23 protein-coding genes and 1 riboswitch are annotated in these 22,905 nt (G+C 33.3%); of the genes, 15 read left to right on the forward strand and 8 right to left on the reverse strand.

The features are described from left to right. Positions 1 to 2 precede the first annotated feature (2 nt). From HM984_RS08100 to HM984_RS08115, 4 genes are all read left to right on the forward strand, one after another. Complete coding sequence (locus HM984_RS08100) at positions 3 to 1,226, forward strand: efflux RND transporter periplasmic adaptor subunit (protein WP_179348802.1); 1,224 nt, start codon at positions 3 to 5, stop codon at positions 1,224 to 1,226. 2 nt (positions 1,227 to 1,228) lie between these two features. Next, positions 1,229 to 1,645, forward strand: a complete 417-nt coding sequence (locus HM984_RS08105) for a Fur family transcriptional regulator (protein ID WP_179348803.1) — start codon at positions 1,229 to 1,231, stop codon at positions 1,643 to 1,645. Positions 1,646 to 1,700: 55 nt separating this feature from the next. Further along, the gene (locus tag HM984_RS08110; RefSeq protein WP_179348804.1) at positions 1,701 to 3,653 is read left to right on the forward strand and encodes a heavy metal translocating P-type ATPase; all 1,953 of its coding nucleotides are present in this window, start codon (positions 1,701 to 1,703) and stop codon (positions 3,651 to 3,653) included. Positions 3,654 to 4,066: 413 nt separating this feature from the next. Continuing rightward, a complete protein-coding gene (locus HM984_RS08115; protein WP_371312246.1) occupies positions 4,067 to 4,657 on the forward strand; it encodes an RluA family pseudouridine synthase in 591 nt (196 codons plus the stop codon). A 36-nt stretch (positions 4,658 to 4,693) separates the two neighbouring features. On the opposite strand, the gene HM984_RS08120 is transcribed toward HM984_RS08115, so the two are convergent. Together HM984_RS08120 and HM984_RS08125 are read right to left on the reverse strand one after the other, a co-directional pair. Then, positions 4,694 to 5,926, reverse strand: a complete 1,233-nt coding sequence (locus tag HM984_RS08120) for a glycosyltransferase (protein WP_179348805.1) — start codon at positions 5,924 to 5,926, stop codon at positions 4,694 to 4,696. 51 nt (positions 5,927 to 5,977) lie between these two features. Continuing rightward, positions 5,978 to 6,451 carry a heme-binding domain-containing protein gene (locus HM984_RS08125; protein WP_115809332.1) on the reverse strand — a complete coding sequence of 158 codons (474 nt, stop codon included), beginning with the start codon at positions 6,449 to 6,451 and terminating at the stop codon, positions 5,978 to 5,980. Between the two features lie 40 nt (positions 6,452 to 6,491). Here HM984_RS08125 and HM984_RS08130 point away from each other — a divergent pair, with 40 nt between their 5' ends. The 3 genes from HM984_RS08130 to HM984_RS08140 all read left to right on the forward strand — a co-directional run bounded on the left by HM984_RS08130 (position 6,492) and on the right by HM984_RS08140 (position 8,898). Continuing rightward, positions 6,492 to 7,055, forward strand: a complete 564-nt coding sequence (locus tag HM984_RS08130; protein WP_179348806.1) for a HEAT-like fold family protein — start codon at positions 6,492 to 6,494, stop codon at positions 7,053 to 7,055. A 261-nt stretch (positions 7,056 to 7,316) separates the two neighbouring features. Next, positions 7,317 to 8,660: an adenylosuccinate lyase gene (gene purB / locus HM984_RS08135; RefSeq protein ID WP_115809328.1), complete on the forward strand. Its 1,344-nt coding sequence runs from the start codon at positions 7,317 to 7,319 to the stop codon at positions 8,658 to 8,660. A gap of 10 nt (positions 8,661 to 8,670) precedes the next feature. Beyond that, positions 8,671 to 8,898: a hypothetical protein gene (locus HM984_RS08140; protein ID WP_115809326.1), complete on the forward strand. Its 228-nt coding sequence runs from the start codon at positions 8,671 to 8,673 to the stop codon at positions 8,896 to 8,898. A 41-nt stretch (positions 8,899 to 8,939) separates the two neighbouring features. On the opposite strand, the gene HM984_RS08145 is transcribed toward HM984_RS08140, so the two are convergent. The 4 genes from HM984_RS08145 to HM984_RS08160 form a co-directional block, all read right to left on the reverse strand. Beyond that, the gene (locus HM984_RS08145; protein WP_179348807.1) at positions 8,940 to 9,485 is read right to left on the reverse strand and encodes a GFO_1091 family lipoprotein; all 546 of its coding nucleotides are present in this window, start codon (positions 9,483 to 9,485) and stop codon (positions 8,940 to 8,942) included. A 92-nt stretch (positions 9,486 to 9,577) separates the two neighbouring features. After that, positions 9,578 to 10,150: a GFO_1090 family protein gene (locus HM984_RS08150; RefSeq protein WP_179348808.1), complete on the reverse strand. Its 573-nt coding sequence runs from the start codon at positions 10,148 to 10,150 to the stop codon at positions 9,578 to 9,580. A gap of 19 nt (positions 10,151 to 10,169) precedes the next feature. Then, positions 10,170 to 10,655: a PG0215 family putative anti-sigma factor gene (locus tag HM984_RS08155; RefSeq protein WP_179348809.1), complete on the reverse strand. Its 486-nt coding sequence runs from the start codon at positions 10,653 to 10,655 to the stop codon at positions 10,170 to 10,172. Further along, positions 10,642 to 11,151: a GFO_1088 family ECF-type sigma factor gene (locus HM984_RS08160; RefSeq protein ID WP_040756722.1), complete on the reverse strand. Its 510-nt coding sequence runs from the start codon at positions 11,149 to 11,151 to the stop codon at positions 10,642 to 10,644. The genes HM984_RS08155 and HM984_RS08160 overlap by 14 nt, the downstream gene beginning before the upstream one ends. Positions 11,152 to 11,475: 324 nt before the next feature. On the opposite strand from HM984_RS08160, the gene HM984_RS08165 reads away from it, so the two are divergent. Continuing rightward, entirely contained in the window at positions 11,476 to 12,909 is a 1,434-nt protein-coding gene (locus tag HM984_RS08165) for a GFO_1087 family putative carboxy terminal peptidase (RefSeq protein ID WP_257018469.1), read from the forward strand. 104 nt (positions 12,910 to 13,013) lie between these two features. Here HM984_RS08165 and HM984_RS08170 read toward each other — a convergent pair whose 3' ends face one another. Continuing rightward, the gene (locus HM984_RS08170) at positions 13,014 to 14,063 is read right to left on the reverse strand and encodes a YncE family protein (RefSeq protein WP_115809318.1); all 1,050 of its coding nucleotides are present in this window, start codon (positions 14,061 to 14,063) and stop codon (positions 13,014 to 13,016) included. A gap of 10 nt (positions 14,064 to 14,073) precedes the next feature. After that, positions 14,074 to 15,924 (reverse strand): TonB-dependent receptor plug domain-containing protein, encoded by a 1,851-nt coding sequence (locus tag HM984_RS08175; RefSeq protein ID WP_179348810.1) that lies wholly within the window; start codon positions 15,922 to 15,924, stop codon positions 14,074 to 14,076. A gap of 29 nt (positions 15,925 to 15,953) precedes the next feature. After that, positions 15,954 to 16,203: riboswitch (cobalamin riboswitch) on the reverse strand. A 200-nt stretch (positions 16,204 to 16,403) separates the two neighbouring features. Here HM984_RS08175 and HM984_RS08180 point away from each other — a divergent pair. From HM984_RS08180 to HM984_RS08210, 7 genes are all read left to right on the forward strand, one after another. Further along, positions 16,404 to 17,549 carry an ABC transporter substrate-binding protein gene (locus HM984_RS08180; protein ID WP_179348811.1) on the forward strand — a complete coding sequence of 382 codons (1,146 nt, stop codon included), beginning with the start codon at positions 16,404 to 16,406 and terminating at the stop codon, positions 17,547 to 17,549. Beyond that, a complete protein-coding gene (locus HM984_RS08185; RefSeq protein ID WP_179348812.1) occupies positions 17,550 to 18,581 on the forward strand; it encodes a FecCD family ABC transporter permease in 1,032 nt (343 codons plus the stop codon). A 54-nt stretch (positions 18,582 to 18,635) separates the two neighbouring features. Continuing rightward, positions 18,636 to 19,430 (forward strand): ABC transporter ATP-binding protein, encoded by a 795-nt coding sequence (locus tag HM984_RS08190; protein ID WP_179348813.1) that lies wholly within the window; start codon positions 18,636 to 18,638, stop codon positions 19,428 to 19,430. Between the two features lie 97 nt (positions 19,431 to 19,527). Next, positions 19,528 to 20,916: a DNA recombination protein RmuC gene (locus HM984_RS08195; RefSeq protein WP_179348814.1), complete on the forward strand. Its 1,389-nt coding sequence runs from the start codon at positions 19,528 to 19,530 to the stop codon at positions 20,914 to 20,916. 103 nt (positions 20,917 to 21,019) lie between these two features. Then, positions 21,020 to 21,631, forward strand: a complete 612-nt coding sequence (locus HM984_RS08200) for an HMG-box domain-containing protein (RefSeq protein WP_179348815.1) — start codon at positions 21,020 to 21,022, stop codon at positions 21,629 to 21,631. Continuing rightward, positions 21,628 to 22,344 carry a DUF3307 domain-containing protein gene (locus HM984_RS08205; protein WP_306455289.1) on the forward strand — a complete coding sequence of 239 codons (717 nt, stop codon included), beginning with the start codon at positions 21,628 to 21,630 and terminating at the stop codon, positions 22,342 to 22,344. Before HM984_RS08200 ends, HM984_RS08205 begins: the two co-directional genes overlap by 4 nt. Next, a complete protein-coding gene (locus tag HM984_RS08210; protein WP_179348816.1) occupies positions 22,337 to 22,876 on the forward strand; it encodes an acyl-CoA thioesterase in 540 nt (179 codons plus the stop codon). The genes HM984_RS08205 and HM984_RS08210 overlap by 8 nt, the downstream gene beginning before the upstream one ends. Positions 22,877 to 22,905 lie beyond the last annotated feature (29 nt).

Genomic DNA, 22,905 nt, shown 5'->3' on the forward strand with positions numbered 1-22,905 from the left:
GAATGAAAAATATACATTATAAACTTATAGCCCTATTTATCGCTTCTTTTTCAGTAGTCGCTTGCGGAAACAGTAGTCATACAAAAGAAGATGATCACCCCCATAGTGAAGAAACCACTAAAGTCAGTCTCGACGATGATGAATCAACTGAAGAAGCACATAGCGAAGGCGACGATGTTATGTTAACCGCAAAACAATTTGATGCGTTACAAATGAAAGTAGACACACTTTCCCTTAGAAATTTAAGTGGCTACGTAAGTGCTAATGGTACATTAGAAGTGCCACCACAGAGTGAGGCTGCAATTACGTCGGTTGTTGGTGCCAATGTCGTTTCTATTGAAGTTATAGAAGGTGATAAAGTCAATAAAGGTCAGGTGGTAGCCTACTTATCACATCCTAATATAATTAATATGCAAACAGACTATTTAAATGCGACTAGTAATAGTACTTTTTTAAAGAAAAGTTACGAACGCCAGCAAAAATTGTATGATGCAGGTGTTGGTTCTGGTGCCAATTTTCAAAAGGCAAAAGCAGAGTACGATGTTTCAAAAGCAATGGCTAGTGGATTAGCTGCACAATTACAAATTTTAAACATAAATCCATCTACCGTTCGTAACGGCACCATAGCGCAACGCGTACCATTACGAAGTCCAATTGCAGGGTTTGTTAAAAAAGTTGAAGTTAAGACAGGTCAATATGTAGATCCACAAACCGAACTTTTCGATATTGTAAACACCGATGATGTTCATGCCGACTTAATCGTGTTCGAAAAAGACGTTTTCAAAGTTAAGAAAGGTCAAAAAGTAATATTTAATATACAATCTAATTCTGATGAAGATTTAGTGGCAGAAATACTATCGGTAAGTAAAACTTTTGAAGACAATCCTAAAGGAGTTCATGTTCATGCTGAAATTGAAAATAAAACGAAGACCTTAATTCCTGGGATGTATATTACAGGGAAAATTCAAATAGAAAACAATGAAACAACTGCTTTACCTGAAAGTGCCATAACAAATGATGGTGATAAATTTTATGTCTTTAAAGCAGAAAAAGAAGATGACAAATGGGCTTTTACACCAATTGAAGTACTTATAGGTGTTAAAGATGATAATTGGGTAGAAGTTAAATTTACAGTGGAACTAGAAGCCGATGTAAAATTCGCATACAATAATGCGTATTATCTTATTGCTGAAATGAAAAAAGGTGAATCTGAACACTCTCATTAATTATGCAGTCGATAGAACAACTATTACAGTCAAACAATATACGTGTTACGGCAATGCGATTACTTATTTATAAGTTTCTTGCAGAAAAACGTGTTGCCGTTACATTAACAGATATTGAGAATGCTTTTGACAAAGCAGATAGAACCACACTATACAGAACCGTAAAAACATTTGAAGACAAAGCCATTGTACATCAAATTGATGATGGCACAGGAATAACAAAATATGCGCTTTGTGAACAAGGCTGTAACTGTGAAATTGAAACCGATTTACATTTGCATTTTCACTGTAATAATTGCAACGAAACCATTTGCTTAACGGATCATAAAATTCCACAAATTAAAGTCCCGGAAGGTTTTGTTTCCGAAAATGTGAACTTGGTTGTAAAAGGGATTTGCGACAAGTGTAGTGGCAAATAATTGCACTTCCATTGCACTTCATTTTATGGCATCTTTGACTTAAAGTATAATTAAAATGAAAAAAGAAAAACTCAATTTAAGAGATATAAAACCAAATTCGAATAAAGAACACAGCCATGATGATGGTCATAATCATGGTGGTGAATCTAGCGGTTTTAAAGCTTACACTCCAGCAGTAATCAGTTTTGTAATGCTTATTATTGGTATTGCATTAGATTATTTTGAGTTTGCATTTTTTAAAGATTGGATTCGCATTGTTTGGTATGGCATCGCTTATCTACCTGTTGGACTTCCTGTGGTTAAAGAAGGTTGGGACAGCATAAAAAAAGGCGATGTTTTCACTGAATTTTTTCTAATGTCCATCGCTACTATTGGTGCATTTATAATTGGTGAATATCCAGAAGGTGTTGCTGTAATGTTATTCTATGCCGTTGGTGAATTGTTCCAAAATGCAGCAGTCAACAAAGCCAAAGGAAATATAAAAGCCTTATTAGATGTTCGTCCAAAAGAAGCGAATGTCTTTAGAAATGGAACTATTGAAAGTGTAGCACCAGAAACAGTTGAAATTAGTGAAAACATTCAAGTTAGAGTTGGAGAAAAAATCCCGCTAGATGGTATTTTAGTTTCCGAAAAAGCATCCGTAAATACAGCAGCCTTAACAGGAGAAAGCAAACCAGATACAATTGCCAAAGGAGCAAATGTATTTGCAGGAAGCATTAATTTAGAAAGTGTCATTGAAGTTGAAGTAACCAAAGCATTTAAAGACAGTTCTATTGCTAGAATTTTAGATTTAGTTCAAAATGCTACGGCTCGTAAATCTAAAACAGAATTATTCATCCGAAAATTTGCCCGCATTTACACGCCTATTGTTGTGTTTTTAGCAATTGGAGTTACCTTATTGCCTTACTTCTTTGTTGATGATTATGTATTCAGAGATTGGCTGTATAGAGCTTTAATTTTCTTAGTAATTTCTTGCCCTTGTGCTTTAGTCATTTCTATTCCTCTAGGCTATTTTGGTGGATTAGGAGCGGCTTCAAAAAACGGAATTTTATTTAAAGGTGCTTCTTTCTTAGAGGCCATGACCAAAATAAATATGTTGGTGATGGATAAAACAGGAACTGTTACCAAAGGTGTTTTCAAAATTAAAACGATAGAATCTATTGGTTGGGAGGAAAAAGAATTCATGAATTACCTCATGGCAATGGAAGCACAATCCACACATCCTATTGCTAAAGCTATTTTAGAATACAAAACTGAAGAAACCGATTTTAAAGCTACAGAAGTATCCGAAATTGCAGGTAAAGGTTTAAAAGGAATCGTGAATGGTAAAACTGTTTTAGTAGGAAACAAAGCTTTAATGACAGCCCATAACATAAGTGTTATTGCAGAAATAGAAACGATTGTAGAATCGATAATTCTGGTGGCTATCAATAATACATTTGCAGGTTATGTGGTTATTGCAGACGAACTAAAAGACGATGCTAAAGAAACCATTATCAACTTAAAGAACATAGGTATTGAAAATATCATGATGCTTTCGGGAGATAAAGATTCTATGACACAAAAAGTAGCTTCCGAATTACAAATTAGAAATGCAAAAGGTGGTTTATTACCTGAAGATAAGCTGAATGAAGTAGAACGATTAAAACAAAATCCTAAAAATAAGATTGCTTTTATAGGAGATGGCATTAACGACGCCCCTGTTTTAGCAGCCAGCGATGTTGGTATTGCCATGGGTGGCTTAGGAAGTGATGTTGCGATTGAAACTGCTGATGTTATTATTCAAACCGATCAACCTTCAAAAGTTGTAAAAGCGATTAAAATCAGTCGTTCAACGCGGAAAATTGTATGGCAAAATATTGCATTAGCATTCGGAGTCAAAGTGATTGTACTAATCTTAGGTGCTGGAGGTTTAGCAACTATGTGGGAAGCTGTCTTTGCCGATGTTGGTGTGGCATTGTTAGCTATTTTGAATGCGGTTCGATTACAAAAAATGAATTGGGATTGAGAAATAAAACGTACTTTTCATGAATTATGATGCTTTACAGAACATTTGACGCCTCATATACGTTCCATTCACTTAGCGAAAACAACAATTTATGGAAACAATTTTCATATAGACATTAATAAGCCTAACTAAAAATCATCAAACACACCGAAACCCATACTGCCCCTAAACGCTCTACTTCTATTCGACTACAGGAATATGGTGTTGGGATTTTTGATGCGTTTCCCACAAAATCAGCTTTAAAGAAAGCCTTAAAAAAAGAGTTTATCTCTGTAGATAATGTCATCGCAACGTCTGCGACCTATATAAATGGTGGAGAATCTATTACATTATCTGTTCCTGAAAATATCAGTCCGAAGAAACGATTACGCTTTAAACTCAAGGTATTATTTGAAGACGATTATCTAGCTGTCATTCATAAACCCGGTGGGATTTTAGTAAGCGGTAATCATTTTAAAACGATTGCCAATGCTTTAGTTCAGAATTTAAAACGAAGTCCACTTGAAGATACAACACAACCACAACCTGTTCACCGTTTAGATTTTGCAACTACTGGCATTTTATTGGTTGGAAAAACAAGTCGTAGTATTCGTGTTTTAAATAAACTTTTTGAAGATAGAGCTATTAAGAAAACATACTACGCGGTTACGATTGGTGAGATGAAAACCGAAGGTAGCATTACTACGGAAGTCGATGAAAAACCTTGTAAATCGAACTATAAAGTCCACCAATCGGTTAGCTCTAAACGATTTGAACAACTAAATCTCGTAGAACTAGAACCTTTTACAGGACGACGGCATCAATTACGCAAACACTTATCTGGCATAGGACATCCTATATTAGGAGATAAAGATTATGGAAAGGAATCGCTAATTTTAAATGGAAAAGGGTTGTATCTACACGCCTATTCTTTAAAATTCACACACCCATTTACAAAAGAAGTTCTTTATCTAAAAGATGGATTTCCTGAAAATTTCAAAAAAATATTTGACCTATTAAAATAGCTAAAAAGATCAATTATTGTTTACCCTAAGACAGTCTTATTTATTCTTAGCCTCAATCCATTTACTCATATATTTAGAGCTCTGCATAGATTGATGCATAAATAATTGCCCCATAAAATTGTTTTCTCGATGTGCATTTAGATGGGTAGACAGTTCTATTATTTTAGATGTAAATGCATTTTCAAAATCAGTTTTATTAAAGCGTTGGTTTAAAACCGCAAATCCATTTTGCTGCTTTTCTTGCCAAATTTCTGCTTTGGTATAAAGGGCTACGGCTTTCTCTGCGAAAGTTTCAGGTTTATCTGCTATAAACCCATTCTCCCCTAAATCACCAAACATACCCTCTGCTGCAATGTGCGTCATAACACAAGGTGTTCCGTTCTGCATTGCATCCACAAGTTTTCCTTTAAGTCCCGCTCCAAAACGTAGAGATGCAAAACAAACTTTTGCATTTTGCATGACCTCATTAACATCTTCTGCAAAGCCTTTTATCAAAAATCCTTCTTTACTGTTATTGAGCTGTGTTATTTTTTGTGATTCATAAGAACCATAAATATGAAGTTCAGCTTTTGGTAATTGTTGTCTTACTAATGGCCAAATCGTTTGCTTTAAATACAACACCGCATCATAATTTGGAGCATGAAGAAAATTACCAATCGTTACAAAATGATGTCTTTCTTCAAAAGTTGGTAAGTGTTTCGTTTCAAGGTCAGAAATAGGATCTAATAGAAAAGGTAAATAATACAGTAAATTTTTATCTATTTTAAACTGATTGGTTAAAATATCTATTTCAGCTTCTGAAATTATTAAGCTCAGATCGCAACGATATATACTTGCAATTTCGCGTTTGGTAATATCATTTTGCAAATGAGAGACACTAACGGTTTCATTTTGTTTTAGAGCCACTTCCCTAGCCTTTCGTAAACCATGAAAATCTTCAGTATCTAAAACACGAATTGCATTAGGACATTGCTCCGCAACTCTCCAACCATATTGCTCTTCGGACATAAACCGATCAAACAACACAACATCTGGATTCAAGTCTTTTACAAATATATCAAAAGACGAATCATTTAAAAGAATCGGTCTCGTTTCAACATTTATAGTATTTAAATCGAAGGTATTGTCAGACGTTTTAGCTGCAGAAGAAAACGTGACTTCAAATCCTTGATTTTGAAATTGTAATATTAACTGAAGAATGCGCGTTCCTGCGGCAGAACTTTTGGGTTCTGGCCAAACAAAACCGATAACTAATAATTTTTTCGTCATGAATTAATTCTAAAATTCCAATTTAAGATTGTTTTCGGAATTTGGATTTATTTACTGAGGTTCTTTTAGAAATACATATTTTAAACGAACTGTATTTGCCCAAGCAACAACCGATTCTATTTGCGCTGCTGATAATTTAGCTTCACCATGCGTCAAAGTATAACTGTCTAACGGCATTTCTTTATCCTCGACCATTTCGATTAATTCATCGAGTTTATGATCTTTTTTCTTATCAGAATAATCACTCCATTTAGACATGTTAAAATGTTTTTTTCCATCTTTTACATGATCTGCCAACCAATAATTCACAGGAGTAATGTTATTGTACCAAGGATAGCGTGTGCTATCGCTATGACAATCTAAACAGGCATTTTTCAGAATCATTTTAACATCTTCTGGTGGATTAGTATCCGTAAAAAAAGCATCTACCGAAGTCATATCTCCTTCATTTTTATCAGGTCCAAAAAACTGAGCAACGACAAATACTATTAAAAGTAACAAGCCTATTTTTTTTATAATCTTCATTTTTGATTAATTTTAAAGCTCTAAAATAACCAATTTTCAATTGACCAAAGCAGAACTCTATAAGGAATTAAATTACGTAAATCATTCGCGCGACATGCGATTGAAGTACGCCAATCTGGTTATTGACAATCCGGAATTGATTGCACCACTATTAGAGATTCTTTTTGATGTGGATGATAAAATTTCGTGCAGAGCGGCTTGGGTTTTTGAATTTATGTGCGGAGAAAATCTAGAGGCAATAATTCCACATCTCGATACATTTACCAAGAATATTTCAAAAGTACATTTAGATCCGGCTGTGAGGCCAATCGCTAAGATTTGCGAATACTTAACCAAAGCTCATTATTCTAAAACAGAAAATCTGATAAAAAGAGAACTGTCTGAATCCCATAAAGAAAGAATCGTAGAAGCTTGTTTTGATTGGATGATTAATGACGAAAAAATTGCACCTAAAGCGTATAGCATGAATAGTTTGTATCTTTTAGGAACTGAGTATGATTGGATTCACCCTGAACTCGCTATTATTTTAGAACGGGATTATGAGATGCAAAGTTCCGGATTTAAGGCCAGAGCAAAACATATTCTGAAGAAGATTAGAACATAATGGTTGTTGTTGGTTGTTGGTTGTTGGTTGTTGGTTGTTGGTTGTTGGTTGTTGGTTGTTGGTAAAATCTTTATTTTAAAATGTAGTTCATAACCTCATATTTATGATGTTTTTATGTGCGCTTCTATTTGTAAACGCTGCCTTATACTTTCACGCAAAGCTGATAACTGCGACAAAATACTTTAAAATGAATACTGTCACTCAACACTGCTTATTCCAACTAACTTTCTTATATTTGAAGCTTCAAAAAAACCAAAATAAATGGCACTTTCACCTCTTAATGCAATTTCACCAATCGATGGTAGATACCGATCTAAAGTTGAAGCTTTAGGCAATTATTTCTCAGAAGAAGCACTGATTAAATACCGAGTTTTAGTTGAGATTGAATATTTTATTGCTTTATGTGAATTACCATTACCTCAATTAGAATCTGTTTCTAATTCTGTTTTTGAAGATTTAAGAGCTATTTATACAAACTTTACAGCTGTCGATGCTTCTGCAATTAAAGAGATTGAAAAAGTTACCAATCACGATGTAAAAGCCGTTGAATACTTTATTAAAGATAAATTTGATGCTTTAGAGTTATCAGCGTATAAAGAATTTATTCACTTCGGATTAACGTCTCAAGACATCAATAACACAGCAATTCCTTTAAGTATTAAGGAGGCGATGAATGATGTTTACGTTCCTGAATATCTTGCACTTTTAGAAAAGATAGAAAATCTCGCTTCAGATTGGGCACATATCCCAATGTTAGCAAGAACACATGGTCAACCAGCGTCGCCTACACGATTAGGAAAAGAAATCGAAGTTTTTGCTGTGCGATTAAAAGAGCAATTCAATTTATTAAACGATGTACCTAGTGCTGCAAAATTTGGTGGTGCAACAGGAAATTTCAACGCTCATAAAGTAGCTTATCCTAATATCGATTGGAAAGCTTTCGGAACTAAATTTGTTCAAGAAAAATTAGGCTTACACCACTCGTTTCCAACAACACAAATTGAGCACTACGATCATGTTGCTGCTTTGTTTGATGGTTTAAAGCGTATTAATACTATTATCATCGACCTAGACAGAGATATTTGGACGTATGTGTCGATGGATTATTTTAAACAAAAAATTAAAGCTGGTGAAGTAGGAAGTTCTGCAATGCCACATAAAGTAAACCCGATTGATTTTGAAAACAGTGAAGGAAATTTAGGAATCGCAAATGCTATTTTTGAGCATCTGTCTGCTAAATTACCATTGTCTAGATTACAACGTGATTTAACGGATAGTACAGTTTTAAGAAATGTAGGTGTCCCTTTTGGACATACACTAATTGCTTTTAAATCTACAGTTAAAGGTTTAGGGAAATTATTATTAAACGAACCAAAATTTGCTCAAGATTTAGAGAATAATTGGGCTGTGGTTGCCGAAGCGATTCAAACTATCTTAAGACGCGAAAGTTATCCTAATCCTTACGAAGCATTAAAGGGACTTACAAGAACTAATGAAGCGATAACACAAACGTCTATTTCAAATTTTATTGATACCTTAGAGGTTTCTGATACTATTAAATCGGAATTAAAAGCGATTACTCCTAGTAATTATACTGGAATCTAATTTTAAATTTGTGAAACTTTTCCCATTATCAACAGATGCTATTGCCTTAATTTGCGTAACGCTTATAACTTTAAGCATATTTATAGCTGGTTTATTAGATGTGCTCGATTATATAATTATAAAGGGAGTTCTATTTATAGCGTTTGGAACTATGTTTGTTTTTGCGGTTAGCTATGCTCTGAAAAATAAAAGAAAAGAAAATCGCCTTAAAGATACTCTTCAAGACGATTCACATTAATATTTAAATATTAAGACCTATTACACTTGGGCATATTCAGTTTACTTAAAAAAATCTGTTAATCCTTTTAATTGAGCTTTATCAAAATTTGCCTTATCCAATACGGATCTTAAAGACATCAATTTGCTTGCGTTCATATCGTCACCTAAGATTCTGGCGATTACAAAGCCTTTGTTTTTAGCATTTCCGAAAATGATAAGCTCATCTATATTATCGATATCGCCAAAAAACTTCACCACAAATTTTCCATCCACAGCATTACCACCACGCATTAATTCTTCGTATTTAGGATCCTTAAGAATGGTATTCACCTTCTCTAATTCTAGTTTATAGTCTTCAGTATCTGTATCATCTTTCATAAATGTTAAGACATTCAATTTATCTACAGAGTCGTAAGCTTCTTTTTGTTCTTCAGTCATATCAACATTTTCAACGTTGACAAAACTTGTTGGCACATCGAACGAAGCAAAACCTGGTTCTAATTCGTTATCCACATAGTACGTTTGTAATGTAGGCCCTTGGTTACAGCTGGTAAAAGCGGTAACCAAAAGCAACATTACTATTGATTTTTTGATTGATTGTATCATGATTTTTTCTGTTATATTTTTAAGGACTAATGTTGTTCGCTATTCATCATTTGATTATATGATAACGATTTTAGTATACTCCAGTCACGGTTCTATTTACTTTTATTGCCAGCTTTTTTCAACTGTTCACCACCTGGAATATCCATTTTATTGGTAATCTTAGATATTTGTCTCAAATCAATATCTCCAGTTAAAGACAATACTACGGTTTCAAAAACACGTTTCTTACCATTAATTTCAATATCTGATCCTTTTGTTAAATCTTTCAGGCCGGTCATATACATCAATAATTCTTTAACGTGGTTTTCGTCGTTACCTTCTTTTACATAAAACTTAACCGTTTGATCACCATCTTTAAAACGCATTAACTCTTCTAATTTAGTAGATTTCAAGTAAGAATCTACTGTAGATTCCATATCTGCAGATACTTTATCATCTCCTGTTGTAAAAACCTTAAGTCCGGTTATTTTCTTAACCATTTCTAAGAATTTTTGTTCTTCAGGATCATCAAGATCAATATCGATACTGGCTAACATCCTAAACATCTTCTGATTGATAACAAAAGATGTCACTTCTGAATTATCTTCAAATTTATCGAATACACCTTGAGCAAATGTCAATACTGGTGTCAATAAAAGGGCTGTGATTATTACTAATTTCTTCATCGTTTTTAATTTTTACGTGTTATTTGTTTTTTAAAATTTTGTTTGTCATTGTACTAAATTCGCCTAGCTTACTTGCTTGCTGAACACCTTCCTCAATGTTGTCTCCAACTAAAGCTAAGTTGTTAAATTGTTGTTTACCTTCATTCATTCCTAAAGAAATTATACTTAAAGCTTCCATTGTTTGGTTATATACCAAAAGTGCTTCTCGTTTTTCTTGTTCTGTAGGTCCCATAAAGCTTGGTACAACTAAACCAATCATAAGAACGGCAACAGCTGCGACAGAAATCCATTGATACAATTTTGTTTTCTTAGTGTTTAATGGAACGTCTTTGGTATACTGCTCTTTTTGTGATAGCGAAAAGTATTGAAACATAGGCTTGTAATGCTCTAAATGAGGCGCTACATTATCTCCGTTGAAGTACGATTTTAACTGCGCTTCTTCATGCAGAGATGTTTCTGCATTATGATACTTTTCTATTAATTTTTCTATATTATTTAATACCATGTTGATGTGTATTAGTTAATTTTTCTCGTATTGTTTTTCGTGCTCTCGATAGATTTACGCGAATCGCTGTTTCATTCATATCTAACATTTTAGCGATTTCTTCATAATCATATTCCTCAATATCTCTTAATTGCACTATTATTTTTTGTTGTTCTGGTAGGTCTTCCATTATTTTAGAAACCCAATCCACACTATCTTTTGCTTCAACCTGATGCTGTAATGACGAATTGTTATCCGTATAATTACTATGAACAATTTTTAAATTAGACGCTTGCTTCGATTTTAATCTATCTAAGCAAAAGTTTTTCGTCATCGTCATTGAAAACGCTTCTACATTTTTATAGTCCCCAATCTTTTTATTATTCTTCCATAATTTCAACAATATTTCTTGTGTGGCATCTTCTGCTTCTTCACGGGAAACCAGTAATCGTTTTGCTAAACGAAATACTTTATCCTTAAATGGCATTACTAAGCTTACAAAATCTGCTTGCTTCATTAGATTTTTGATTGGTTGGTGAAGTCAATTTTACTCGCCTTCATTATTACGACGATACACTTTATGTTTTGTTACATCATAAAGTCATTTAATCTTTTTCTTTTCCCTACAAATTTACATTTTGCCTCTAATTTTACCGTTTTTTAATTTCTTAGATCAAACGATGCAGTCAAAAAATGATTTCATTAGGGCAGAAAAGCCTTTATTCTCGGTCACAAATAAAAAGATAATATGACTTCATTTTTTTTATTTAACAATAATGTAAGTAAATTTAGAGTTTTACAGTAAGAAAAGAAATTTGCTACTTATTAAAGAAAAATAACTATGAAAAAATTTAAGGTTTTGCTACTCTCTTGTTTTGCAATGTTTGCATTGACAAGTTGTTTTGAAGATATGGATGATAATATTATACCATCTTCTACATTAAACATTAATGATTTTGTTTGGCGAGGAATGAATATTGTGTATTTATATAAGTCTGAAGTCCCCGATTTAGCCGATAGCAGATTTATTTCTGATGAAGATTACACTAACTATTTAACGGGTTTTAATAGTCCTGAAGATTTATTTGAATCCTTAAAATACGATCCAGATACTGTTGATCGGTTTAGTAGAATCTACGAGAACTATTTTGATTTGCAAAATCAACAGTCTGGTACAACTTTAACTAATGGTTTAGAATTTAACTTCTACCGTGTACCCGGAAGTAGTACTGAAGTCTTCGGAGTCATTACTTTAGTATTGAATAATAGTGTCGCGGATAATGTGGGTTTAAAACGCGGACAAATTATCAGAGCTGTTAACAACACCAACCTTACGGACTCTAACTACATTAATTTAGTTTATGGACAAAATTCTAACACCTTAAATTTTGCGACCTACAATGATAATGGCACACCCGACACAGCAGATGATACGTTCGAATTAAATGGAGAAAGTGCAGATTTAACTAAGGTAACATATACCGAAAACCCAGTACATGTTTCAGAGGTTTTAAATGTTAATAACGTCAATATTGGTTACTTAATGTACAATGGTTTTAATCAAAATTTTGATAGTGATTTAAATAACGCTTTTGGCGAGTTTAAGTATGCAGGCGTAACTGAATTAGTTCTCGATTTACGTTATAACGGAGGTGGCTCTGTACAAACAGCTGCCTATTTAGGAAGTATGGTTACTGGGCAGTTTAATGGAGAGATTTATTCAAAGTTATTTTACAATGAAAATTTAAGCAACAACGATCGAAACTATTTATTTACCAACTCTATCGAAAATGTTGGTGCAATTAACAGCCTTAATTTATCTAAAGTATATGTATTAACTACCAATAGAAGAACAGCTTCTGCTAGCGAATTAATTATTAATAGTTTAAAACCTTATATCGAAGTCGTAGTTATTGGCGAAAATACCGTGGGAAAAACGCAAGCCTCAAGAACAATCTATGATTCACCTGACTTTTCTTTCGAAAATGTGAACCAAGGTCATACGTATGCAATGCAACCTTTAATTGCAAATTCTACTAATGTAAATGATTTACTTGTGCCACCAAACGGAATTATTCCTGATATAGCCATTAGTGAAGCCTTTAATACACTAGGAACATTAGGAGATATAAACGAACCGCTTTTGGCTGAAGCTATCGCGCAAATAACAACAACTGACCGACCTGCAAACCGATCTCTTGTTAACGAAAATCTTCAATTAATAGAAATCACAAAACCAATTTCTGCTTTAGAACAGGATATGTATATTGATTAAGTTATTCAACAAAAAAATTAAAGCCGCTTTTTACAAAATGTAAAAAGCGGCTTTTTTAATCAAAAAATAGGAACAGACTTAATAATCTTAAATCATGTTTATATTTAATTAAAATATATTTTTGAAGCTACTACCGGCGCTGTAAAACTATTTATTAAAGAATAGCTCGTTTCATCATAGATAAACAATTGCCCTGCACTAGTATAATCAACTGCATCTACAAAATACAAACGATCATCTTTTGCTGCCATTCCATATAAAGTTGTTGCTCCTGTTGTAAATAGAGGTGTTGATGTTACAGCCGTAGCATCATCCGTTATACTCAAAACTGAACTTCCTAAGTTGTAATACAGATTTCCATTTAAATACATCATTAATTCAGGATGTTGTCCATCTGAAAACTCTAGTGTTGTAGATACCGTATTTGTATCCATATCTATTTTTGTTATTGCAGCCTTTGTTTCATCACCTGTCCAAGCTGGTTTCCCACTACTTAAAACCACTAAATCACCATTATTATCCACAATCATTTCATCTGGATTATCGTTTACAGTGATTGTTGTTGTTAGAACATCTGAAGACGTATTTATCACTGAAACAATATTGTTTGTACTAAAGGCTCCTTTATGAGACACATACAGAACATTATCTTCAACTAAAATTTGCTCAGGCCCATTACCAACAGGTATAGTATTAATTACTGTATTAGCAGTTAGGTCTACCACAGCTATAAAATCATCAGTTTCATCATTGGGATCTCCCCAATTTGTAACATAGCCTTTATCATTTGCAAAAGCAATATACCTTGGATAAGTTAATCCTGTAGAAATAGTTGCTAACTTTTCAAAAGTATAGCGATTAACAACCGTAATTGTACCAGCATCTACTACAATATATGCTTTATCATCATTAAAGCCTAAAGATTGTAAATACACCCCAGTAGCTTCATTATTAGCATTGAAATAAATTTGATTTTCTGAGGTCGTTAAATCTTCTGATATAAAAGAAATAGAAGATGGTGATCCTTCACCACTAATTATAATTCCATCTTCGTAGGCACCTAAAGGTTCCGTAGATATATTATCATCATTGTCTTCAGAACACGAAACGATTAATAATGACATTGCAAAAATTGATAAAATGATTCTTTTCATTGTACTTGTTTTAAAATTTATATTGAATTTGAAAATTAAAATTACGATCTGGCATTGGTCTAAATGCCACGTTCTCGTATGCTGTATTAAATAGATTATTCACCTTTAAACTTACATCTATTTGCTGTGATTTTGTTTTGAACAACTGATAACTAACACCTAAATTACTAACCTGATAAGCCTCTACACTATAAAAACGGCCAGACAAATTTTCTGGAGTTGTATATACTTCTCCGTTATATAAATGTTGAAAAAATAAGGACATACGCTTATAGGCATAAGCCAAATTGAAATTTGCTTTATGGTAAGGCACATAAATTAATTGGGCATTGGTTTCTAAATCTTCTGAAACGGTATATGCATAATTGAATTGCAATGATAGATGATGCTCTTTAATTTTTTTTGAAACATCTAAGCTTGCTTCTACCCCATAATTTTGAGTCTTAGCAATGTTTTCTGGACTCCAAAATCCCGAAGTATTAGGTTCCCATTGGATAAGGTCGGTTGTTTTTATATAAAAAGCGTTTAGATTAAGTTGAGCACTTTTATAAGATATTTCTTGTCCTAAATCAATCTGATAAGAATTTTCTGGTACTAAATCTAAATTGCCTCCGGGTTGCCAATACAAATCGTTAAACGTTGGGACACGGTAGTTTTTTGATCCATTTAACTTCAAGGTATAATAGTCTGATACCTCATAAGCCACATCAAAAGAAAACAACAATGGACTTTCAAAACCTGAGGTTATATCTTGTCTTAAGTTTAAGCCATATTGCCATTGATTATTTGGTGTATATTGAAGTAACGCTGTGGTTGAAAATTCTTTTCGGTTAGGATCATCAAAACTACTGCCACTGCCTTCGTAATAATTATAAGACACTATCGGTTTCAATTTTAAATCCGTTAATATATCAATATCTGCTGTATAATTAATAAGGTAGGTATTCACCTTTCCGAAGGTATAATTCTCCGTGTTTTTATTTCCAAAGTATTTAAAATGCTCTTGTAAATGCGCCACTTTCAATTTAGAAAACGTTTGATCTCCTTGATGCGACCATTCTACCATGGTTCTAAAATTTTGATCGTCGTATTTCGCTAATGATGAAGATGAACTTGTTCCTGAAAATTCGCGTTCTCCTAAAAATGTTTGATGATAAAGCTTTAAAACATCTTTACTCGATAAGACATAACCGACGTTGGCATTAACACTTCCATTATAGTAAGCTCCGTTTGTATTGCGTTTATCTGTACTTAGGTATTTATAATCATTGTCAGAATCAATATAATTCAACCCAATATTAAAAGACCATTTATCTTTGGCATAAGATGACAAATAACTGACATTCTTAGTATCATAACTTCCATAAGATAAGGTTACGGTATTATCAAAATGAGGACTAAAACTTAAGGTGTTATTTAAATGGATACTACCACCAATGGCACCACTACCATATTGAACTGATCCACCACCAGAACGTATCACCACATTTTTAAAACTAGTGGTATTAATGGTATTAAAATCAGTTTGACCCGTGAGTTGCGAATTAATAGAAATGCCATTCCAAATCACAGCCGTTTGCGAAGCATTGGTTCCTCTAAACGAAGGAGAAGACACCATTCCATAACCATTTTCTTTAAAATAAAGATTGGAATTAAAACGTAAAATATCGGTAAATGAGCTTCTATTCTTTTGAAGTAAAGAATCACTAAGAACCGAAACTTTATAGCCATGAGAATAACGTTTCAATTTTACATCACTCAATACAACGTCATCTAATCGCTGAATAGAGTCAGCGGTTATTTGTGCCCTAACAACGCCACTAAATACTAGTAATAAAAAAAAGAGAACTACACGTTTCATACTGCAATCACTTCTATCCCGAAAGTTTGACTAATTAGTTGAAATTGGCAGGTCTCCTGACTTGTTTCTTATTGGTTCACCTTCCCAACATAAATGTCAGTGGTTTTGAAGAAAATAATAACTCTCAAAAATGAGATGCTCAATCTTTGAACATAAAACTTACAGTTGCGGGAACAGTACAAGAATGAAGATTTCCGGTTATAAATCGTGCCTCTTTTCACTTGATTCCCTTTTAATCTAATCGCTTAATGATTAGAACCTAATTTCGACGCAAAAATAGACTTTTAATCACATCACAAAGGTTATTTACATGACTTCTTTTTATTCATTTTAAAAATCAAATAAATAAAACCACTTAAAAAATGTGCTATGATTATTCCTGCAACGATATATAGTGTTAAATTTGAATTGTCTCTCATGACTCTAATTTTAACAAAATTACCAATTCAATATATAAACAGTAGTTACAAAAGTTACTTATGAAAATTATTAAATTCTTCGTTCTTCTGCTTATCGTAAGCGCCTGTAAAAATGAAACTAAGAACAACACTATTTTACCGTCATCTGAAACCGAATCCATCGCTTTAAAATATGCTGAAGGTTTTAAAATGTCGCAATCAGATCATAGTAAAACCATAGAAATCATTAAAGCTTGGCCAGAGGCAGAAAAAACATATATCTATTTATTACTCACAAAAGAGCAAGCCGCAAAAACCACTTATAATAAAGCCGATTATGATGGTGTTATCATTACACCAATTACTAAAACGGTAGTGACGTCTACAACTCATATTCCGGCATTGGAACTTTTAGAAGTTGAAGAAACCTTAATTGGTTTTCTGGGTTCAGATTATGTGTCCTCAGAAAAGACCAGACAGTTGATTAACGCTGGAAAAGTAAGAGAACTAGGAAAAAATGAAGGTATTAATACAGAAGTTTTACTCGCTCTAAATCCAGATGTTGTTGTTGGTTTTGGTGTTGATGGAGTAAACAAAACCTTCGAAACCATAAAAAAAGCAGGTATTCCTGTCATTTATAATGGGGATTGGGCTGAATCTTCTGCCTTAGCAAAAGCGGAATGGATTAAATTCTTCGGTGTACTTTTTAATAAAGAAAAAGAAGCCGATTCTATTTTTAATACTATTGAACGCGATTATTTAGCGGCAAAAGCAATTGCAAAACAAGCGAAACACCAACCCACAATTTTAAGTGGTGCGATGCATAAAGACGTATGGTATTTACCAAATGGTTCTAGTCCAGAAGCCCAATTTTTAAAAGATGCCAATGTCAATTATTTATGGAGCGACACCACAGGTAATGGTAGTTTAGCTTTAAGTTTTGAAGTGGTATTAGACAAAGCTAAGGATGCTGATTTATGGTTGAGTCCTTCTTACTATTCCAGCCTAAAACAATTAGAAGAAACGAATGCATTATATACCAATTTTGAAGCTTTTAAAACCAAAAACATCTACAGCTTCGCCAATACAACAGGGGAAACGGGTGGTGTTTTATATTATGAATTAGGAACAGCTAGACCCGATTTAGTTTTAAAAGATTTAATAAAAATATGCCATCCCGAATTACTAACAGACTATACTCCTTATTTCTTTAAACGTCTTAATTAATTGGGTGAACAAAAAACATATCGATTTCAATTTACCTTGCTCGCATTCGCTTTATTGGTTTGCTTTGTGGTGAATATCAGTTTGGGTTCTATTAGTATTCCTCTTAAAAGTATATTTGGAAGCTTTTTTGGATCTGTAGAATCTTCTTCAAACTGGAACGTCATCATCATGGATTATAGATTGCCAAAAGCCATAACAGCTATTATGGTTGGTTCAGGCTTAGGTATTTCAGGATTATTGATGCAAACCCTATTTAGAAATCCCTTAGCAGGACCATTTGTTTTAGGTATCAGTTCGGGCGCTAGCTTAGGAGTAGCTCTGGTTATTTTGGGCTCAGGATTGTTTGGAGGCTTATTTGCCACAGCCTTAATCACAAAATGGAGCATTGTTATTGCTGCAAGTTTAGGAAGTTTTCTAGTGCTATTAGCTGTTTTAGCCGTTTCTAATAAAGTGAGAGATACTATGGCTATTCTTATAATTGGATTAATGTTTGGAAGTATTACAGCGGCTATTGTGAGTGTACTATCTTACTTTAGTTCCGCAGAACAATTACAACAATACATCTTTTGGGGATTTGGAAGTTTGAGTAATCTATCTTGGAGTGAGCTTTTAATTTTCTTCTGTATTTATGCTATCGGACTCATATTGAGTGTAGCCTCCATAAAAGGACTAAACAGTTTATTACTTGGTGATAATTATGCCAAAAGTTTGGGTTTAAATTTAAAACAAACCCGATTTATCATCATTGTCGCTACCAGTTTAATTGCAGGAACCATCACTGCTTTTGCTGGCCCAATTGCATTTATTGGTTTGGCAATTCCGCATTTAACACGTCAAATTTTTAAAACCACAAACCATAAAATATTATTACCTGCCGTATTTTTATTTGGAGGTATTGTAATGCTTATTTGCGATACTATTGCGCAAGTTCCAAATAGTGATTACACCTTACCCATTAATGCGATTACCGCTTTAGTTGGAGCTCCGGTTGTAATATGGTTATTAGTAAGACAACGAAAAATGATGTTTTAATATTATGGAGACCTGTCAGGTTTTAAAAACCTGACAGGTCTGTAAATCAATTTAGTGAAAGAAAACAAGCAACATACCATCCTCAAAGCACATCAACTTTCAATTGGTTATAAAACTAAGAAGGCTGAAACTGTCATTGCTTCTCAAATTAATTTTGAATTGCAAAAAGGGCAACTCATTGGCTTAGTTGGAGCAAATGGCATTGGTAAATCGACCTTATTAAGAACACTAATTAAAGTGCAGCCAGAATTATCGGGTTCTATACGTCTTAATAATAAAGACCTTAAAACCACCACTACTTTAGAGCTTGCTAAACAACTGAGTATTGTATTAACAGAACCTTTATCATCTAAAAATCTTTCGGTTTTTGAGCTTGTTGCTTTAGGACGGCATCCGTATACGAATTGGATTGGCAACCTAACCGAAAACGATACTACGATTATAAAAAAGGCTATGACACTGGTCAATATTTTAGAATTAAAAGATAAAAAATGCTACGAGCTTAGTGATGGACAGCTACAAAAAGTTATGATTGCTCGTGCTTTAGCCCAAGATACCGATGTTATTGTTTTAGATGAACCCACGTCGCATCTTGATATGTATCATAAAGCCTACATTTTAAAACTGCTTCAAAAGTTAACCAAAGAAACCGGTAAAACCATTTTATTTTCTTCGCATGAAATTGATTTAGCCATTCAACTTTGTGATACTATGATTGTAATGCAAAAGGATAATGTGGTCTGCAATCAACCTTGTCATTTAATTACTGAAGGTGTTTTTGAATCCCTTTTCCCTAAAGACCTAATTGTGTTTGATGATAAAACAGGAAGCTTTAGAGTGACGAAATAATTTTACTGTTTCTTCAGTTCAATTTTATTTTCATTTTCATTTTCAACTTCAATTTCCTTTTTATAAATTATCTTTGAAAAATATCCATTTTCAAACTATGAACGACTCACTAATTCTATTTTTAGCTATTATTATTTCTGCAGGTATTGGCGCATTTATTGGACTTAAATTTTCTCAATTAAAGAGTAAAAGTGACAAGAGTACTTTAGAAGAGCGTAATGCTAATCTTCAGCAACAATTCAATGAATTCAAAATCCATTCAGAAACCGAAATCCAAAAACAAGATCAGTATTTTAATCAGCAATTAACGGATTTAAAAGAAACAATTTCTAAAATTGAAATTGAACGTGAAGCGATTAGACGAGAAAAGGACTTTTTAAATACAGAACTTTCGAGACGTAATTCGGAATACGAGAATCTTGAAAAAGCAAACTTAAAACGCGACGAAGAACTCGTCTTACAACAAGAACAGTTGCGAAAGGATTTTGAGCTAATGGCCTCTAAAATATTAGATGAAAAATCTGAAAAATTCACACTTCAGAATAAAGAGAACATCAAAAACATATTAAATCCTTTACAAGAAAAAATACAACTCTTTGAGAAAAAAGTTGATGATACACAAAAGGAAAGTATCAGCATGCACTCGGCTTTAAAAGAGCAATTAGTAGGGCTTAAAGACCTTAACCAAATCATGGCTAAGGAAGCCACAAATCTTACTAGAGCGTTAAAAGGGGATAGTAAAACGCAAGGAAACTGGGGAGAATTGGTATTAGAGCGTGTCCTAGAAAAATCCGGATTAGAGAAAGATAGAGAATATTTTGTACAACAAAACTTTCAGCGCGAAGATGGTTCTCGTGTGATGCCAGATGTGGTATTACATCTACCGGATTCTAAAAAAATGATCATCGATTCTAAGGTGTCATTAACCGCTTACGAGCAGTTTGTAAATGCGGAAGATGACCAACGTCCTCTCTTTCTAAAAGCGCACGTGAATTCTATAAAAAAACACGTCGATCAGCTTTCTGCGAAAAATTATCAAGATTTATATGATATTGAATCACCAGATTTCGTATTGATGTTTATTCCTATTGAACCTGCTTTTGCAGTCGCCATAAATGAAGACAATTCATTATATAATAAGGCTTTTGAACAAAACATAGTCATTGTTACACCTTCTACCCTACTAGCAACCTTGCGTACTATAGATTCTATGTGGAATAATGAAAAACAACAACAAAATGCTTTAGAAATTGCGAAACAAGCTGGTGCACTCTACGATAAATTTGAAGGCTTGGTCATTGATTTAACTGGCGTTGGTAAAAAGATTGATGCTGCTAAAAGTGACTATTCCTCTGCTATGAATAAATTGGTGGACGGAAAAGGGAATCTTATTTCGCGTGTAGAAAAAATTAAAAAAATGGGAGCTAAAGCTAAGAAATCACTTCCGGAAAGTATTATAAAACGTGCTACAGAAGATGATTTATAAAATAGTCCCATTTAAAGGCATAATTTAAAATATGCCACAATAAAGGCATAAATTATATTATTCCGTTTTAAAGGCATATATTTGATATATAATATAAGAATATATGACAAGTATAATTACTGGTGATATTATAAAATCTAGAGAAGCAACGAGTCAAACTTTATGGTTAGATACCCTAAAAACGGCTTTAAGTACACTATCTACGCGCACTTCTAACTACGAAATCTACAGAGGAGATAGCTTTCAAATTGAATGTAGTGATGCGCTCAACAGTTTCAAAAATGCTGTATATTTAAAAGCTTGTATTAAAACGATAAAAGGTTTAGATGTAAGGCTTGCTATTGGTATTGGCGACAAAACGTATCAAGGTAAAACAGTAAGCGAATCTAATGGTGAAGCTTTTATATATTCTGGTGAAACCCTTGAAACCTTAAAAAAAGAGAAAGTCAACTTAAAACTTAAGACCAAAAGCGATGTGATAAATACAGAGCTCAATCTTTATTTTAAACTTGCTTTAATTGCCATGGATAATTGGACGGTTAACTCTGCAGAAATTATGAAACTCAGCATAGAACATCCAAATATGATTCAATCTGACTTGGCTAAGCTCATTGGTATAAGTCAAGATGCCGTAAGTAAACGCCAAAAACGAGCGTATTTAGATGAAATTTTGGAATTAGACCATTTATATAGACAGAAAATAAACCAATTATGATGCTACTCATTTTAAAACTCTTTTTGGCGCACCTTATTGGAGATTTCTTTCTTCAACCTCTAAAATGGGTAAAACATAAAGAAAATAAAAAATTAAAATCCGTTTGGTTGTATGTACATGTTGCGGTTCATGTAGTCTTAATGTTTGTATTCGTTTGGGATCTATCCTATACTCTATTAATATTAGGCATTGGTTTGTTACATCTAATTATCGATGGCTTAAAACTGATACTTCAACGTAAAAAAACAAAACGCTTATATTTTTTATTAGATCAGTTATTTCATATTATTTCAATTGTTGGGCTAACAGCACTTCTATATGTTGATGATTTTGACTTCTCCATAATCTTAGATGCTCAGCTTCTACTCTTGGTAATTTGCGTGGCATTTTTAACCAAACCTACATCCATAATAATGAAAACCATTTTCTCTAAATGGAACATTTCAAAACTAACCAAAGACAATGAATCCTTAAAAGATGCAGGCACTTATATTGGTGTTTTAGAACGTCTTTTAGTGTTTGTCTTTGTCATTTTAGGTCATTGGGAAGCCGTAGGCTTTTTAATAACAGCAAAATCCGTTTTTAGATTTGGAGATCTGACCGCCTCTAAAGAACGAAAACTAACAGAATACATTTTAATAGGTACATTAATCAGCTTTGGCATTGCTATATTGACTAGCTTGCTATACTTAAATTTTATAAATTATGTTTAGACCCACTGAAGATTCTAGAATTCAGATATCCGAATTAATGAAACCATCTCATGCCAATTTTGGTGGAAAAATCCATGGAGGTTACATTTTAAGCTTAATGGATAATGTGGCTTTTGCTTGTGCTTCAAAACATTCTCGCAGTTATTGTGTCACAGCATCCGTTAATAAAGTAAACTTCTTAAATCCGATTGAAGTAGGAGAATTAGTAACCATGAAAGCATCGGTGAATTACGTTGGTAATTCGTCTATGGTTGTAGGGATAAGAGTCGAATCTGAAAACATTAGAACCGGAGAAAAGAAACATTGCAATTCGTCTTATTTTATAATGGTCGCAGTTGATGAAGATGGAAATAAAGTTTCGGTTCCTGGTCTTATTTTAACTAATAAATTAGCAGCGAAACGCTTTATTAAATCTATTATTAGACAAGAAAGTGATAGTAAACGCAGTATGGATTTAGAGAATCTCTATAAAAATTTAGACCTACATTTAGAAAAACTAAAGGATTACAAAGTACAAGTTGACTTTAAATAAAAAAAGCTAGTTCAAAAATGAACTAGCTT

Source organism: Winogradskyella pacifica (genome assembly GCF_013403915.1).
Classification (GTDB): Bacteria; Bacteroidota; Bacteroidia; order Flavobacteriales; family Flavobacteriaceae; genus Winogradskyella; species Winogradskyella pacifica.

What these genes read in the sequence shown, in the direction of transcription:
- HM984_RS08210 (WP_179348816.1), top strand. Translation starts at nt 22,337, where the DNA reads ATGTTTAGACCCACTGAAGATTCTAGAATTCAGATATCCGAATTAATG.
- HM984_RS08165 (WP_257018469.1), top strand. Translation starts at nt 11,476, where the DNA reads ATGAAAAAATTTAAGGTTTTGCTACTCTCTTGTTTTGCAATGTTTGCA.
- HM984_RS08155 (WP_179348809.1), bottom strand. Translation starts at nt 10,655, where the DNA reads ATGGTATTAAATAATATAGAAAAATTAATAGAAAAGTATCATAATGCA.
- HM984_RS08195 (WP_179348814.1), top strand. Translation starts at nt 19,528, where the DNA reads ATGAACGACTCACTAATTCTATTTTTAGCTATTATTATTTCTGCAGGT.
- HM984_RS08175 (WP_179348810.1), bottom strand. Translation starts at nt 15,924, where the DNA reads ATGAAACGTGTAGTTCTCTTTTTTTTATTACTAGTATTTAGTGGCGTT.
- HM984_RS08150 (WP_179348808.1), bottom strand. Translation starts at nt 10,150, where the DNA reads ATGAAGAAATTAGTAATAATCACAGCCCTTTTATTGACACCAGTATTG.
- HM984_RS08160 (WP_040756722.1), bottom strand. Translation starts at nt 11,151, where the DNA reads ATGAAGCAAGCAGATTTTGTAAGCTTAGTAATGCCATTTAAGGATAAA.
- purB (WP_115809328.1), top strand. Translation starts at nt 7,317, where the DNA reads ATGGCACTTTCACCTCTTAATGCAATTTCACCAATCGATGGTAGATAC.
- HM984_RS08105 (WP_179348803.1), top strand. Translation starts at nt 1,229, where the DNA reads ATGCAGTCGATAGAACAACTATTACAGTCAAACAATATACGTGTTACG.
- HM984_RS08120 (WP_179348805.1), bottom strand. Translation starts at nt 5,926, where the DNA reads ATGACGAAAAAATTATTAGTTATCGGTTTTGTTTGGCCAGAACCCAAA.
- HM984_RS08180 (WP_179348811.1), top strand. Translation starts at nt 16,404, where the DNA reads ATGAAAATTATTAAATTCTTCGTTCTTCTGCTTATCGTAAGCGCCTGT.
- HM984_RS08125 (WP_115809332.1), bottom strand. Translation starts at nt 6,451, where the DNA reads ATGAAGATTATAAAAAAAATAGGCTTGTTACTTTTAATAGTATTTGTC.
- HM984_RS08100 (WP_179348802.1), top strand. Translation starts at nt 3, where the DNA reads ATGAAAAATATACATTATAAACTTATAGCCCTATTTATCGCTTCTTTT.
- HM984_RS08145 (WP_179348807.1), bottom strand. Translation starts at nt 9,485, where the DNA reads ATGATACAATCAATCAAAAAATCAATAGTAATGTTGCTTTTGGTTACC.
- HM984_RS08170 (WP_115809318.1), bottom strand. Translation starts at nt 14,063, where the DNA reads ATGAAAAGAATCATTTTATCAATTTTTGCAATGTCATTATTAATCGTT.
- HM984_RS08205 (WP_306455289.1), top strand. Translation starts at nt 21,628, where the DNA reads ATGATGCTACTCATTTTAAAACTCTTTTTGGCGCACCTTATTGGAGAT.
- HM984_RS08200 (WP_179348815.1), top strand. Translation starts at nt 21,020, where the DNA reads ATGACAAGTATAATTACTGGTGATATTATAAAATCTAGAGAAGCAACG.
- HM984_RS08110 (WP_179348804.1), top strand. Translation starts at nt 1,701, where the DNA reads ATGAAAAAAGAAAAACTCAATTTAAGAGATATAAAACCAAATTCGAAT.